Genomic DNA, 15,009 nt, shown 5'->3' on the forward strand with positions numbered 1-15,009 from the left:
GGTTGTTAATAATAGGTTATCAAATGACATTAAGTTATTGTTTTGAATGATGTTTTGAGTTGTGATCTTGAATTATGAGTGGATGGATTACTTGTTTATCAGCGATTTATTACTTCATCTTGAGCCGGCTTTCGAATTTCAAAATAGCTAATCGCTAAGAGTGCGCTCACCATCATAAAAGCCCCGAACCAAAATTGTAGCGTGACCGCCCAACCAAAGATTATAAACCCTAAAAAGGTGTTGAGAGGTAGTTTGAAGTAGTCAAATGGCTGAATAAAGATCACATCGGCATGGGAGTATGCTTTTGCAACAGCATATTGAGCGATAGCGGTTAAAAAGCCTAAGAGAAGTAGGAGCAGTAGTAGCGCTATATTGGGGATAAAGAGATGATCGGGGAGATGGCTAAAATTATCAGTTAAGGCGATAAAGAGGTTGATGGGGACCATTAAGAGATAGAGATAGCTGACCATCGTTAAAGGATGATCTTTATCGGAGAGATGCTTCATCAAGAGCGCATGCAGCGCCCAAAAGAGGGCGGCAAGTAGCGGATAGATGGCAGCATGATTAAAGTTTTTTTGATTAGGTGCCAAAATAATAATTGCCCCAATAAACCCTAAGATTGTGGCAATAACGCGAGGCGCGGTAAATCGCTCTCGCAAAAAGAGAAAGGCACCAAGACTTGCAAAGAGTGGGGAAGTCATCAATAGCGCAACCCCTTCACCAATCGGAAATTGGATAGAGAGCGCATAGACCCAAAATTGAATCCCGATAACGGCTACTAATATGCGCCAAAAGTGGGTCATAAAATGGTGAGTATAGAGAATTCGTTTGATCCCCAATTTTAAAAAAAAGGGAGCCATAAAGAGAAGGGCGAAGAGATATTGGTAGAAAGCGATCCAACTAGAGGTGATGAGATAGTATTCGGTAATCAGAGGCGTGATAACGTTGATGCCGGCAAAGGCGATTCCGGCAAGAAGCATCCATATTGCGCCATGGAGCGAATACTCTTTGCTCTCGGTATAGCGCTTTAGAAGATATTGAAATCGATTCATAGAGGTAGTTTTTGGGGTAGAAGCTATGAACGGAAAAGATCTTCCAAAGGAAGATCTTTATCTGCTTGAGGAGAGTTGCTCTCTTTAGAGATCTTTATAGCCGAGGGCATTGAGTGCCTTTTCGTCATCAGACCATCCTTCTCTCACCTTCACAAAGGCGCGTAGAAAGACTTTAGCATCAAAGAGACGCTCTAAATCGATTCTCGCCTGTGTGCTCGCCTCTTTTAAGGTTGCGCCCCCTTTACCGATAACAATCCCTTTTTGGCTCTCTCTCTCTACAGAGATAGCCGCTAAGATGCGGTAGAGGTTGCCTTCAATTTTAAACTCTTCAATTTCAACGGCGATGGTATAAGGGAGTTCTTGATTGAGTCTACGCGTCAATTTCTCTCTTAAAACTTCTGCCGCTAAAAATGCGCTTGAGACCGTCGTAATCTCATCTTCACTATAAGGGAAGGGTTGTTCTGGGAGATACTTCTTAATGACATCGAGAAGAACATCCGCAGATTTTGCCTGTTTTGCACTAAGGGGCACAATATCTGAGAAGGGGAAGCGCTCACTCATTTCAGCAATAAAGGGGAAGAGCTCCTCTTTGTTTTGTAGCTTATCAATTTTATTGATCACTAGGATAACAGGTGTTTCAATCCCTTTGAGCTTGCTCAATACCTTCTCATCATCTTTATTAAAGCGAAGCGCTTCGACAATGAAGATAATAACATCACCTGTTGTAATGGTACTCATCGCGGTTCTGTTGAGCTGCTTATTGAGTGCCGACTGCATATTGGTATGAATTCCCGGGGTATCTAGAAAGATAATTTGTGTATCTTCATCGGTATAGATGCCAGTAATTGCGTGACGGGTTGTTTGTGGTTTATTGGAGGTGATACTAATTTTCTGCCCCAAGATACCATTCATTAAGGTTGATTTTCCTACATTAGGGCGGCCAACAATGGATGCAAATCCTGCTTTTGTCATCTTAAATTTTCTCCAACATTAATTCAGCGGCACGTTGTTCCGCACGTTTTTTGGTTGTCCCTTCTGCAATGGTTTTATGATTCTCAAAGGTGCAGAGGACTTTAAAGACCTTCTCATGATCACGGCCTGAGATATCGATCACCTCATAGATGGGGATCTCTCTATTGAGGGCCTGAAGTTTCTCTTGGAGACGGCTCTTAGGGCTCTTGAAGATCTCGCCTAGATCCTTCTTCGCTTTTTCGGTAATCGATTGGAAGTAGGGCTCATAGAGCGAAAGAATAACAAGACGAGTGGTCTCAAAGTCGGAATCGAGAAAGAGTGCACCAAAGAGGGCTTCTAAGCAGTCTGAGAGAGTACTAGGTCTAAATTCGCCTTCATTATTCTTCTCGCCGAGACTCAAGATAAGGAACTTATTGAGCTCTAGCCTCAGGGCGATCTCTGCTAAAGTATCCTCTTTAACGAGATGGGCGCGTAACTGACTAAGCTCTCCTTCATTCGCCTCTGGCAACTTATGGTAGAGTGCTTCGGCAATAATAAAGTTAAGGCAGCCATCGCCTAAATACTCAAGACGTTCATTATTGTTTTGAGAATAGGAACGATGAACAAAGGCTCGTTTTAAGAGCCGTTTATCCATAAAGGTGTAATTTAGTTTCTGCTCAAGTTTGTGCATATTAGTCTATTGTTGTAAAGATATGATCACAATCTTTAAAAGAGGTGACACAGTTATAGTTCATCCAGATAAAGCGCGCTTTACCCAATATTTTTTGATCATCGACAAGTTCCCAGAAGCGACCATCGTAACTATTGTCTCGATTATCTCCCATCATTAGGAACTTTCCTTCTGGAATTGTGAGCGGGAACTTATGGTAGAGTCCTACACCACGATCCGCAGGGGTGATTACTTTAGAGGTTTGAATGATCTGCTCTTTGTAGAGATCAGATCCTGGCTCGCCAACTGGAAAGCGCTCAAGTACAAAGAGGTCATCTTCTTCAGGAGCTCTTGCCGGTCCAATGACTTGATACTCTAAAGGCTCGCCATTGATCGTAAACTGTTTGTTCTTATAATCGACAACATCTCCCGGCACCGCGACAACTCGCTTGATGTAGTTAACCTTCTCATCTTTGGGGAATTTAAAGATCGCAACGTCCCCTCTCTCAATCCCTTCGCCGGGTTTTGAGAAGAGCCTTGTATTGAGGATCGGTAGACGAACACCATAGGACCACTTGTCTGCGACAATCATATCGCCGGCATAGAGTGTTGGTTGCATCGATCCTGAAGGAATGACGTAAGGCTCTATAATAAAGGAGCGTAACACCCCAACAAAGAGGACAACGGGAAAGAGAAATTTAGCCCAATCAACGATCTTAGGCTCTTTTTTACCTAACTTTCGTCTCTTCTTATAGTAGAGCGAATCGAGCAACCAGATTAGACCGGTTACCGGAATGGCTAAAATAATAAGAATTGAGAGGTAGTGGGTAAAATCTGCAAATAGTGACATAGTTTATCTACTCTTCATTAACTTTAAGGACAGCAAGGAAGGCCTCTTGTGGAATCTCCACGCTGCCAACCTGCTTCATCCGTTTCTTACCTTCTTTCTGTTTCTCAAGAAGTTTACGTTTACGGCTCACATCGCCCCCATAACATTTAGCAGTCACATCTTTACGGAGGGCTCTGACGTTTGTTCTTGCGATAATATTAGCGCCAATAGCGGCTTGAATCGCAATCTCAAATTGTTGTCTTGGGATCAATTCACGCATCTTCTCAACAAGCTTACGACCTTGATATTGAGCATTATCTTTATGTGTGATGAGTGAGAGCGCATCAACACGATCACCATTAATTAAGACATCCACCTTCACGAGATCAGAAGCCTCAAAACGGAGGAATTTATAATCGAATGAAGCATAACCGCGCGAGACCGATTTGAGGCGATCGAAGAAATCTAAGACCACTTCACTCATCGGAATCTCATAGCGAAGTTGTACCTGATTACCGGCATAGACCATATCAATTTGAACGCCGCGCTTTTCGATACAGAGCTTCATAATATTGCCAATATAATCTTGTGGAGTGAGGATATTGGCTTCAATAATCGGTTCTCTAATCTCTTTGATCTGGGTCGTTTTAGGCAATCCATCTGGATTATCGACATAGATGATCTCCCCGTCATTCTTCTCAACCTCATAGATAACGGTAGGGGCAGTTGTGATGAGATCTAAGTTATATTCCCGCTCAAGACGCTCTTGGATAATCTCCATATGGAGCATTCCGAGGAATCCACAGCGGAAGCCAAAACCTAAGGCTTGTGATGTTTCTGGTTCAAAGTGGAGTGAAGCATCATTCAGACGTAGCTTTTTGAGTGCTTCTCGCAGATCTTCATATTCTTCAGATTCAACAGGGAAGAGACCGGCAAATACACGGGGCTGAACCATCTCAAATCCTGGAACAGCCTCTTTAGCGGGATTTCTTTCAAGCGTGATGGTATCACCGACCGGAGCACCATCGATATCTTTAATGCCGGCGATGACAAAACCCACTTCCCCAGCGGAGAGTTGCTCTTTATCAACACGGTTAGGGGTAAATACGCCAACATGAGTCACTTCATGAGATTCTTTTGTACTCATGATTTTGATCTTATCATTTTTGCGTAAAACGCCATCAAAGATTCGAACGAGGGAGACAACTCCAACATATTGGTCATACCATGAATCGATGATGAGTGCTTTAAGCGGCGCATTAACATCTCCAACCGGCGCGGGGATGCGTTTGATCATATCTTCTAACACATCTCTAACACCAATTCCTGATTTTGCTGAACAGCGAACCGCATCGAGTGCTTCAATGGCAATGATATCTTCTATCTCCATTGCAACACGATCAGGATCAGCGGCCGGAAGATCGATCTTATTAAGGACAGGAATAACCTCTAAACCTTGATCAATAGCGGTATAACAGTTAGCAACCGATTGCGCTTCAACACCTTGCGCGGCATCAACAACTAAGAGCGCGCCTTCACAAGCATAGAGTGAGCGGGAGACCTCATAGGAGAAGTCAACGTGTCCCGGCGTGTCGATAAAATTGAGATGATACACTTCACCATCGTCAGCTTTATAGTCGAGAGAAACACAGTGTGCTTTAATCGTAATGCCCCGTTCTTTCTCAAGATCCATAGAGTCTAAGACCCGATCTTGCATCTCGCGTTCAGTAAGACCCTCACAGATACGGATAAACTGGTCAGCTAAAGAGGATTTGCCATGGTCAATATGGGCAATGATTGAAAAGTTTCTAATGTTCTTCATCGATTCTATCTATATAAAAAGGTGAATTGTATATACTTCAAAGGAGCTCTATCTTAGCAAATAAAGCACTAGGAGATATATTTAATATTTTGTCTCGCGGTGATCTTCTCTCTTAACGGTTACTGAGCGTTACTGAGATCTTTATCAGAAATCACTTAGAGCGATTGATAAGTTACTTAGGGCTATATCATCTATCTTATCTATCTAATCCATCTTATTTATTCTATACCTATCTTATTTGCTCTTTATATTTACTTTATATTTGCTTTAATCTGCTGATTATACCGAAAACTCCCCATTTGTAATAGGTTATCGTAATTGGCCCACATGGTAGTGCGCTTTAGGTGTGCAAGGGGCAAGGTTATTGGGATATCTGGCTATTTTATCTATTCATTACCGATTAAATGGGGATATATGTTGATGGAAGGCTACCTTGAAACCTCGATTATTGTTATGATGAAACGATTGAGATTTCTGAAAGAGAACCTATTTGTAGATCTAATTATAGATCTGTTTATAGATCTATTTGCAGATCTCTTCGAAGATCTATTGAGAGGTCTTATTGAAAGATCTCTTTAATGATTCAGCGAGAGATTTAGTTAAAAAGTTAGTAATAGAGTTAGTTGTAAAGTTAGTTATAAATTTAGTTAATGATTGAGTTGGAGGTTTAGATAAGCATCTAAGCTTCAACTGCTATATGACAGCTATATTTAAATATCGACATAAGTATAAGAGAGGATTAATGACTCAACAGACATTTACCAAGGTGAAAGAGACTTTCATCCCATCCCTAAACATTACGCTTCAAGAGTATGAACATAATGTGACAAAGGCAAAGCATATCCACTTAGCGAATGATGATAGCAATAATGTGTTTTTAGTAGGTTTTCTGACAGTTCCGGAAGACTCTACGGGAGTCGCTCATATTTTGGAGCACACCGCACTTTGTGGATCCGAAAACTATCCTGTTCGCGATCCCTTTTTTATGATGATTCGCCGTTCACTCAATACTTTTATGAACGCCTTTACCTCATCAGATTGGACCGCTTATCCCTTTGCGAGTCAAAATAGGAAGGATTTTTACAATCTCCTTGATGTCTATCTAGATGCCGCTTTTTTCCCACAGTTGGAGTATCTTGACTTTTTACAAGAGGGGCATCGCCTTGAGTTTAGTGAGATCGATAATCCTGAAAGTGAGCTTGTCTATAAAGGGGTTGTCTTTAATGAAATGAAGGGAGCGATGAGTTCAATTGGGTCTATCCTCTATCAAGAGTTAACAAAAGCACTCTTCCCAACAACAACGTATCATAACAACTCAGGGGGAGATCCTGAGGATATTCCTAATCTCACCCATGAAGCGTTAGTCAATTTCCATAAAAAACATTACCATCCTTCAAATAGTGTCTTTATGACCTACGGTAATATGGATCCTTTAGAGCACCAAGCTGTATTTGAAGAGAAGGTCTTATCGAAATTTGATTATCAAGATTTTGATTTTAGTGTAAAAGATGAGAAGCGTTACACTGAACCTCAAAAATTTACGGCAACCTATCCATTGCCGGCAGATGAGCCGCTTGAGAAGCAGAGCCATGTTATTAACTCTTGGTTGCTCAATCCTATTATGGAATCAGATGAGCTGATGCGAGCAAGGATCTTAAGTAGCGTTTTAGTAGATAATGCTAGCTCTCCACTTCGTTTAGCATTAGAGACTTCAGATCTCGGAACGGCTCCTTCTATCTTTTGTGGGCTTGAAGAGGGAACGCGTGAAGCATTCTTCTCATGTGGTTTAGAGGGTGCAAATGGAGAAGATAGCGAGAAGATTAATCAGCTCATCGTCGATACTTTGATCCGTGTGCGGGATGAAGGGGTGCCTCAAGAGAGTATCGAGGCCGCGCTTCATCAGCTAGAGCTCGCTTCCCGTGAGATCTCAGGTGATCGCTACCCTTATGGTCTGCGTCTTATTGTCGATACCTTAACTCCTGTTCTTCATGGTGGAGAGGCTTATGATGCACTCTCTTTTGATGAATCGTTGAAGAAGATGCGCCAAGAGATCCAAGATCGTGACTTTATCCCTAATTTAATTGATCGACTTCTGTTAAATAATCCTCACCGAGTGATGTTGACGGTTAATCCAAGCCATACCTTAGCCGATGAACGTGTTGCAAAGGAGAAGGCAAGATTAGCGGAAATTCAGCAGAATTTAACAGAAGAGGATAAGGCGAAGATTATTCGTGAGGCGGAAGCATTGCAAGCGCGTCAATCACAAGTAGATGATGACTCTATCTTACCGATGGTTACACGGGAAGATATTCCGAAACAACTCACATTCCCAGAGCTTAACTACCAAGAAGGGCTAGTTCTTGGTTCACCGACAACAAATGGTATGACCTATCAATCGATTGTGGTTGATCTTCCCCAATTAACGGAAGAAGAGATGGTTATTTTGCCATTTTTAGATGCTTTTATCACAGAGATGGGTGCCGGCTCTCGTTCATATCTTGAGCAGCAAGCAAGAATCTCTGCGGTAACAGGTGGGGTGAGTGCGCGAACGATGTACCAACCTTATCAAGATGATATTCGGGGGTATTGGGTACTTTCAGGTAAAGCGCTATTAGAGAATAGTGATCAGCTAGGCTTGCTCTTAAGAGATATCTTCTTCGATGCACGCTTTGATGAAGTAAAACGCATGCAGGAGATTATGGCGCAGATTAAAGTGGGTCGTGAGCAGGGAATTGTTAGCAATGGTCATAGTTATGCGATGGGTGTTGCGAGTCAAAATATCTCTCTGATCTCCCAATTAGAGCAGCGTCTATCAGGAATGCAATCGATTAAAGATTTTCGTGAAATCGAGAAGCGAATGAAGGATGATACCGAGTGCCGCACCTTTGGTGAGAAGCTCTCTAAGCTCTTAACAAAGTTACAACAGAGCCCTTATGAAGTTATTGTTCTCAATGATTCTGAGGAGATTGCTAAAGTTGGGCAAGATTTTGCCGCAGTTATGGCGCATACCGTTACAGAAGATGTGACTCGCTTTAGCGCACCATTTACAGAGCAGGCAGAAGAGAAGATCCATCTTGGATGGGCGATCAATGCTCCTGTCTTCTACTGTGCAAAAAGCTATAAAACAGTGACACGAGATCATCAAGATTCACCCGTATTTCAAGTGTTGACTGGTTTTTTACGCAATGGTTATCTCCATCGAGCGATTCGCGAACAGGGGGGTGCTTATGGCGGCGGTGCAAATTATAACGCCTCATCGGGTGCCTTTAATTTCTTTAGTTATCGCGATCCTCGCCTTGAAGAGACATTAGCCGATTTTGATGCCTCCATTGTGTGGTTATTGGAGAATGATCATGATGAGCAGCAACTTGAAGAGGCTATTTTAGGCGTTATCAGCGCTATTGATCGTCCTAAAGCACCGGCAAGTGAGTTTGGTGATCGTTACTTTATGGCGAAATATGATCGTACCCCTGAGGATTTAGAGCAATATCGAGCGGCAGTACTCAATGTAACGATAGATGACCTTAAACGTGTTGCGCGTGAGTATCTAGCAAATCCCGATACGCATACTGCCGTATTAGGTCCTAAAGCAGCGCTAGAATCAGCAGGGTTTGAGGTTAAGCAACTCTAATTCCCGAAGGTTTTACGACTGCTGATAGAGCAATATCTAGATCGACTAGTGCCATCTGAGTACCATCTAGTATTATCTAGTGCGCTTGAACACTAGTCTCTATAGTAGAGAATAAGCACTCCAAAGTTAAAAGCTATGGGGTGCTTTTTTTAGGCAATTTGCCAATTTTTGATTGCTAATACTTGAATTTGATTTTTATCAATTAATAATCATTTAGCCAATTCGTTCCCCCAATGGGGATCTTTTATTACCACTTTTGAAATATATGCTACTCCCTTTGTGAGAAGCGATAGAATCGCAAGACAGGTTTTACTGTTAGAGAGGGGGTTTCTGTGCGACACACATTATTCTAAGTCGTTACTCTCACTCTTCTTCATTATTGGAAATCTTTTAATCATCGCAATTAGGGTCTGTTGAACATTCATAGTTTCAACCAAAGCTTGTTATTAAGTAATGTTTGGAGCATAAGAATAGAGAGTTTGTAATGTTTTTTGGTGATTACATTTTACAACTCTCTATTTTTTATTCCAAATGTTCAACAGACCCTATTCTCTACCCTGAAGCACCTTTTTCCATAGAGGTAGCTAGCGAATGGTATGGGCTATTAAATCTCTACCGCAACGTGTCGATATTCAAGAGGAAGGGCCACAGGGGGCATTTCATCTTGAGGAGTATGCGCGAGCGAGAGATACTACGGCAACTGTTTTAATCAAAAGCGCTATGGGGTATCGTTTAAGTACTAATGTTTGGGTAAACGCTTGATGAAGAGATTGTGAAATAGGTTTTAAAAGAGCAGGTAATATCACCATTGAGATAAGAGGCAGCTGAGATAATAGCGGATATCGCAATTGATATCGCAACTGTTATCGAAGCTAATAATTGCATTAGTGTTGTAGTTAGTATGGTAAGTAATATGGTAAGTAATATGGTAAGTAGTGCTCAATTCTTGATGATTGTTGATGGATTTTGAATGAATTATTAGATGGAGATTGTTGCAGTAATTTTTAGAGTCGCTACTATATTTCGTTATCTTTTAATGGATCGATCAGGTTGACTATGCTTTTCAGATGCCAGCGAGATGAAAGATGCCATTCCCCGATCTATTTCATAACTTTTAATCTACTTATAACAGAGATGGTAACGATATTTTATGGAGCTAAAGCGCGCGCAGACACTGCCGAATACAATTAAAGAGGTCATTATTCAAGATATCATTAGAGGGGAGATTCAACCTCGCGATAAGATCCTTGAAGAGAAGTATGCGAAGAAAACAGGAGCAAGTCGAGCCTCTGTACGCGAAGCAATATTTATCTTGGTGAGTGAAGGAATCGCTACAAAAATTGAGAATAAGGGGACCTTTCTCAATAGCTTTACACTTGAAGAGCACATTGATCTCTATCATCTACGTTTTTTCTTGGAGAATCAGGCGTTAAGTAAGGTCTGTAAAATTGAGGATCTCTCCCCACTGATAGAGCATCTAGAGGAACTTTCACTGCAGATGCGCGTTAATATGCAGGCGATTATGGATAAGGGGGGATCGCGCGAAGAGATGGCGCATATTGGGTTGCTCAACTATCAATTCCATTATGCATTAGTTCAATTCTCCGGCAGTCGTGTCCTTATTGAGCGCTATCCTTCATTTTTTGTGAGTTTAGCCTTTATTCAAAATGAGCTCTATCTTCATCAGCATTCTGAAGTTTATAAGCCCTTAAATGAGCATGATGCCTTAATTGAAGTATTGCGCCGGCGTGATTTTGATCAGTTTGCAGTGATCTTAACTGAGCATCATCAAGATGTATTACAGCTCTTAGAGCGTGGAGCAGAAAAGGTCTTTCTCTAAATCTTTCTTTGAGTCTCTCTCTTCAATATTGTAGAGATAACTCTCTCATACAATGTCCTATCATTAATGCTCTATAAGAGTGCATGAAGAAGTCGTAGTTGAAAGAATGGAGTTTCAGAAATAGAGATGAAAAACGGGGAGGCATCGTATGATGTTCTCCCCGCTCTGTTTTGAGTTGTGGTTGGTAGATTCGACTTTCAGTAGAGATCCCATCTTTTTTTAAGAGGGTTTGGTTGAGTCCTCTTCTACCGGCTGAGAGGCTCGATTTTCTTGCTTCTCTGGCTTCTTCTCTTGCCCTTGCTCTTTTTCTTGTGGTTGCTGTTCTTGGTGGATGTGGAGACCATCATCGTCAAAAGAGCAATCTTGAATAGTGGGCCATTCGACATTGAGTCGGATATTTTGTGCTTTAAGTTCAGTCTGCATCTGACAGAGCGCTTTATCAAGTTTTTCAATATGATTGAGGAGAAGATTGATCGCATTCGCTTCAGGATCCTCAATATCATGGCTCATTCCATAGGCATTAAAGAGCTTATTGGCGATCTCTTTTTTAAGATTTGGACGATCCGGCTTTGAGATTCGAGCAGGGATACCGACTGCGGTAGTATTATCAGGTACAGTTTTGATCACAACCGAGTTTGCACCGACACTTGAATGATTCCCTAGTGTAATGGGTCCTAATACTTTTGCGCCGGCGCCTACAACGACATGATTGCCTAAAGTGGGATGTCGTTTCCCCTTTTCAAGGCTTGTTCCACCGAGGGTTACACCATGATAGAGTGTGCAATCATCACCAATCTCAGCCGTCTCACCAATAACGACCCCCATTCCATGATCGATAAAGAGACGTTTACCAATTTTAGCTCCTGGATGAATCTCAATACCGGTTAAGAAGCGGTTCCAGGTGGAGATCCAGCGAGCAATAGTCTTGAAACGTTTACGCCAGAGTAGATGTGCAATTTGATGAATCCAGACAGCCCAAAGACCCGGGTAAGCAAGAAGAATTTCGAGAGATGTTCTCGCTGCGGGGTCAAATTTTTTAATATTGTTAATATCATCTTTTATTCTTTTTATCATGATTACTCATCCTCTCTATTACTGCTTTTTGCTCGTTTCTCTAAAGCATTTAAAGTTCCTCGTAAGATATTGATCTCCTCTTGAGTCAAAGTAGCTTTTTTATAGAGATGTCGCACTTTGCGCATCAGGTGTTTAGGGTTTTCAGGGTCGAGGAAGCGGCTCTCAATCATCACTCGCTCAAGATGGGAGAAGAGACCTTCTAATGCTTCATGCGTTGCCGGCAATTCACCTGCGTAGTGGGGCGTTTTAACAATCGCTTGAGCCTTCTTTGTGGAGAGGGAGCGTCGCAACTCATAGGCAATAATTTGAATCGCTTGGGAGATATTGAGTGAGTTATAGTTATTCTCTGTCGGGATATAGAAGAGCTTATCACAGATATCGACCTCTTCATTTGTTAAGCCCGTTCGCTCTGTTCCAAAAAGTATGGCGATTTTAGCATCGGGATTTTGGGAAAGAAGTGTATGGATCTCTTCAATCCCCGCTTCAATAGGAAGCTCCTCTTTTCCAATATGACGACTTCTTGCGCTTGTTCCAAAGATATATTGGCAATCTGCTACAGCTTCTGAGAGTGTCTCGGTCACAACTGCATTTTCTAGAACGTCGAGTGCGCCACTTGCAAGTGCCGTTGCCTCTTTACTAGGAAATTTGTGGGGATTGACCAATGTTAGGTTATACAATCCCATCACCCGCATTGCTCTTGCAGCAGCACCAATGTTTCCGGGGTGTGTGGTATTAACCATAACAATTCGAATAGCTTGTAATGGGGATTCATTTTGCATGAGTTAGCTCGCTTTTATGCTTTGACTGATATATTTACGCCCTAAATAGAGAATGGGGATTTAATCGCTGTTAAAATAGAGTAATAACTCTCTCTCCTTAACGGCGTTAAGAGAGTTTGCTCGATTGGAGATCCATTCTTTTATCTATTGTTACTATTAGTTACTTAATGGTTACTACTGATTGCTATTAATTACTATTGGCGACAAGGAAACAGGATAAGAAGACAATAGGCTTGATGATCTCAAACGAATTTTAACCTATCCTAAGCAGATTCTAATTTAAGCCTAATTTACACTTGTAGTTTTACACTTGTAGTTTAAACCTAATTTAAATCTGATTTAAATCTAACTAAACCTAGAGTAATCCCAGATTAAGCTTGATCCCATTCATTTTATTTATTTGGCTTAGGATTATAGCAACTATTAACATAAGAGAGGACAAGATGCCTAAAAACTTTATACAAGATATCGCAGGACGCCTGCATGATGCCTTACCAGATGGGGTGAAAAATGCGGGGGGCGAGGTTGAAAGAGTTGTAAAAGAGGGGGTCGATTCTGCCCTTAGTAATTTCAAATTTGTCCGTTACGAGGAGTTTGAGATTCAAGAGAAGGTGCTTTTAAAGACGAGAGAGAAGTTGGAGATATTGACCCATCGAGTTGCAGAATTAGAGGCGAAACTAGATCAATTATTATTGGAAAAAGAGCTTGAAGAGAGTGGGGAAAAAGAAGCTCTCTGAAGCGGAATCGACTCAAGGCTAATTGGGCGATCTCTCAAGAGAAAAAAGAGGGAGAATCGAGGAAGATAAAGCAGGATTAAGCATCGGTGGTGCTATTCAATCGTTGCTAAATGAAGTACTATATTCTCAAATTTTGTTGAGTCTCAAATCTAATATAAAAGGAAGTGTATAGTTATGAGTCAAGCCCCTAAATATAAGCGCATTTTGTTGAAGCTCAGTGGCGAGGCATTGATGGGTGATGCCGATTATGGTATCGATCCAGTAACAATTGGGCGTATTGCAGATGAGATTAAAGCATTAAATAGAATCGGTGTTGAAGTCGGTGTCGTCATTGGTGGCGGTAATATCTTTCGTGGGGCAGGATTAGCGGAAGCGGGAATGGATCGTGTTGCCGGGGATCACATGGGGATGTTAGCAACTGTGATGAACTCCCTAGCACTTCAAGATGCACTTGAATCTCGAGATGTCTATGTTCGTGTTATGAGCGCAATTCGTATCAATGAGGTGTGTGAAGATTATCTACGTCGTCGCGCTGTTCGTCATCTTGAGAAGAAGAGAGTGACCATTTTTGCTGCAGGAACGGGCAATCCCTTCTTTACTACTGACTCAGCAGCAGCGTTAAGAGCGATTGAGATCAATGCTGAAATTATGCTAAAAGCAACCAAGGTCGATGGTGTTTATACCGCAGATCCGATGAAAGATCCTACAGCAACGCGATATGATCACATCACTTTTACTGATGCATTGACACAAAATTTAGGGGTGATGGACGCAACAGCACTGGTGATGTGCCGTGAGAACAACCTTCCGATCAAGGTATTTAATATCTTTAATGAAGGAGATCTGATGCGAGTTGTGAAAGGGGAGCCTGTAGGAACTTTAGTATCAGAGACAGCTCCTGAATAGGAGTGTGGTAAAATTGCTCACAGAAAAAGAATGCTGTGACGAATGTTGAGTATGATTCGTTTAAAGTGAGAGACGCTCAGCTTAAGTAGTATTGAGCGTCTCCTTATTTAGATAAATTGAACAAATTTGGACAAAATTGGAGAAGATTTAAATGACGCAAAATATAATTAAAGATGCAAAGACACGTATGGAGAAATCTGTTGATGCACTCGCAAGTGCGCTTGGAAAAATTCGTACAGGTCGTGCCCATGTCTCAATTTTAGATCATATTGAAGTGGAGTATTACGGCTCGATGGTTCCATTAAGCCAGGTTGCGAACTTAACGGTACAAGATTCAAGAACATTAGGTGTTGCTCCTTGGGAGAAGCAGATGGTCGGTCCTATTGAAAAAGCGATTATCGATAGTGATTTAGGACTCAATCCTGCGACAACAGGAACCTTAATTCGTATTCCTCTACCGCCTTTAACAGAAGAGCGTCGTAAAGAGTTAGTTAAGTTGGTCGGTGGTGAAGCAGAGCAGGCGAAAGTTGCGGTTCGTAATATTCGTCGTGATGCGAATAACCAGATCTCAGCGTTAGAGAAAGAGGGTGAAATTTCCGAAGATGTACAACGTCGTACAGAAGATGAAATTCAGAAATTGACCGATGCGACAATCAAGAAGATTGATGAAGTGCTCGCAACGAAAGAAGAAGAGTTAATGGAAATTTAAGCTAAGAGT

13 protein-coding genes are annotated in these 15,009 nt (G+C 41.6%); 6 read left to right on the top strand and 7 right to left on the bottom strand.

The genetic code is table 11. From position 1 onward, the window contains the following. Positions 1-98: 98 nt before the first annotated feature. From DC077_RS04395 to lepA, 5 genes are all read right to left on the bottom strand, one after another. Positions 99-1,052: a DMT family transporter gene (locus tag DC077_RS04395; protein ID WP_109200739.1), complete on the bottom strand. Its 954-nt coding sequence runs from the start codon at positions 1,050-1,052 to the stop codon at positions 99-101. 84 nt (positions 1,053-1,136) lie between these two features. After that, positions 1,137-2,024: a GTPase Era gene (gene era / locus DC077_RS04400; protein ID WP_109200738.1), complete on the bottom strand. Its 888-nt coding sequence runs from the start codon at positions 2,022-2,024 to the stop codon at positions 1,137-1,139. Position 2,025: 1 nt separating this feature from the next. Then, positions 2,026-2,694 (bottom strand): ribonuclease III, encoded by a 669-nt coding sequence (gene rnc, locus DC077_RS04405; protein ID WP_094566822.1) that lies wholly within the window; start codon positions 2,692-2,694, stop codon positions 2,026-2,028. 1 nt (position 2,695) lies between these two features. Next, a complete protein-coding gene (lepB, locus tag DC077_RS04410) occupies positions 2,696-3,523 on the bottom strand; it encodes a signal peptidase I (RefSeq protein WP_094566823.1) in 828 nt (275 codons plus the stop codon). Positions 3,524-3,530: 7 nt separating this feature from the next. Then, positions 3,531-5,324: a translation elongation factor 4 gene (gene lepA / locus DC077_RS04415; RefSeq protein ID WP_094566824.1), complete on the bottom strand. Its 1,794-nt coding sequence runs from the start codon at positions 5,322-5,324 to the stop codon at positions 3,531-3,533. Between the two features lie 742 nt (positions 5,325-6,066). Between lepA and DC077_RS04420 the strand changes: the two genes are divergently transcribed. The 3 genes from DC077_RS04420 (at position 6,067) to DC077_RS04425 (ending at position 10,795) form a co-directional block, all read left to right on the top strand. Next, positions 6,067-8,955 carry an insulinase family protein gene (locus DC077_RS04420; RefSeq protein WP_094566825.1) on the top strand — a complete coding sequence of 963 codons (2,889 nt, stop codon included), beginning with the start codon at positions 6,067-6,069 and terminating at the stop codon, positions 8,953-8,955. 591 nt (positions 8,956-9,546) lie between these two features. Beyond that, a complete protein-coding gene (locus tag DC077_RS10835; RefSeq protein WP_157953485.1) occupies positions 9,547-9,717 on the top strand; it encodes a hypothetical protein in 171 nt (56 codons plus the stop codon). A gap of 388 nt (positions 9,718-10,105) precedes the next feature. Beyond that, positions 10,106-10,795 carry a GntR family transcriptional regulator gene (locus DC077_RS04425; RefSeq protein ID WP_109200737.1) on the top strand — a complete coding sequence of 230 codons (690 nt, stop codon included), beginning with the start codon at positions 10,106-10,108 and terminating at the stop codon, positions 10,793-10,795. Positions 10,796-11,014: 219 nt separating this feature from the next. Here the strand turns inward: DC077_RS04425 and epsC are convergent, their stop codons facing one another. Together epsC and DC077_RS04435 are read right to left on the bottom strand one after the other, a co-directional pair. Further along, a complete protein-coding gene (epsC, locus tag DC077_RS11070) occupies positions 11,015-11,869 on the bottom strand; it encodes a serine O-acetyltransferase EpsC (RefSeq protein ID WP_109200736.1) in 855 nt (284 codons plus the stop codon). A gap of 2 nt (positions 11,870-11,871) precedes the next feature. Beyond that, positions 11,872-12,648, bottom strand: coding sequence for an RNA methyltransferase (locus DC077_RS04435; protein ID WP_109200735.1), 777 nt, complete (start codon positions 12,646-12,648; stop codon positions 11,872-11,874). Between the two features lie 443 nt (positions 12,649-13,091). Here DC077_RS04435 and DC077_RS04440 point away from each other — a divergent pair, with 443 nt between their 5' ends. The 3 genes from DC077_RS04440 (at position 13,092) to frr (ending at position 15,000) form a co-directional block, all read left to right on the top strand. After that, positions 13,092-13,385 carry an accessory factor UbiK family protein gene (locus tag DC077_RS04440; RefSeq protein WP_109200734.1) on the top strand — a complete coding sequence of 98 codons (294 nt, stop codon included), beginning with the start codon at positions 13,092-13,094 and terminating at the stop codon, positions 13,383-13,385. A 174-nt stretch (positions 13,386-13,559) separates the two neighbouring features. After that, positions 13,560-14,291 (top strand): UMP kinase, encoded by a 732-nt coding sequence (gene pyrH / locus DC077_RS04445; protein WP_109200733.1) that lies wholly within the window; start codon positions 13,560-13,562, stop codon positions 14,289-14,291. Between the two features lie 151 nt (positions 14,292-14,442). Next, complete coding sequence (gene frr / locus DC077_RS04450; protein WP_109200732.1) at positions 14,443-15,000, top strand: ribosome recycling factor; 558 nt, start codon at positions 14,443-14,445, stop codon at positions 14,998-15,000. Positions 15,001-15,009: the final 9 nt, after the last annotated feature.

It is taken from the genome of Ignatzschineria cameli (assembly GCF_003121895.1).
GTDB lineage: Bacteria > Pseudomonadota > Gammaproteobacteria > Cardiobacteriales > Wohlfahrtiimonadaceae > Ignatzschineria > Ignatzschineria cameli.

Bases quoted from the DNA above. Each gene is read 5' to 3' on its own strand.
- DC077_RS04395 (WP_109200739.1), bottom strand. From the start codon at position 1,052: ATGAATCGATTTCAATATCTTCTAAAGCGCTATACCGAGAGCAAAGAG.
- era (WP_109200738.1), bottom strand. From the start codon at position 2,024: ATGACAAAAGCAGGATTTGCATCCATTGTTGGCCGCCCTAATGTAGGA.
- rnc (WP_094566822.1), bottom strand. From the start codon at position 2,694: ATGCACAAACTTGAGCAGAAACTAAATTACACCTTTATGGATAAACGG.
- lepB (WP_094566823.1), bottom strand. From the start codon at position 3,523: ATGTCACTATTTGCAGATTTTACCCACTACCTCTCAATTCTTATTATT.
- lepA (WP_094566824.1), bottom strand. From the start codon at position 5,324: ATGAAGAACATTAGAAACTTTTCAATCATTGCCCATATTGACCATGGC.
- DC077_RS04420 (WP_094566825.1), top strand. From the start codon at position 6,067: ATGACTCAACAGACATTTACCAAGGTGAAAGAGACTTTCATCCCATCC.
- DC077_RS10835 (WP_157953485.1), top strand. From the start codon at position 9,547: ATGGTATGGGCTATTAAATCTCTACCGCAACGTGTCGATATTCAAGAG.
- DC077_RS04425 (WP_109200737.1), top strand. From the start codon at position 10,106: ATGGAGCTAAAGCGCGCGCAGACACTGCCGAATACAATTAAAGAGGTC.
- epsC (WP_109200736.1), bottom strand. From the start codon at position 11,869: ATGATAAAAAGAATAAAAGATGATATTAACAATATTAAAAAATTTGAC.
- DC077_RS04435 (WP_109200735.1), bottom strand. From the start codon at position 12,648: ATGCAAAATGAATCCCCATTACAAGCTATTCGAATTGTTATGGTTAAT.
- DC077_RS04440 (WP_109200734.1), top strand. From the start codon at position 13,092: ATGCCTAAAAACTTTATACAAGATATCGCAGGACGCCTGCATGATGCC.
- pyrH (WP_109200733.1), top strand. From the start codon at position 13,560: ATGAGTCAAGCCCCTAAATATAAGCGCATTTTGTTGAAGCTCAGTGGC.
- frr (WP_109200732.1), top strand. From the start codon at position 14,443: ATGACGCAAAATATAATTAAAGATGCAAAGACACGTATGGAGAAATCT.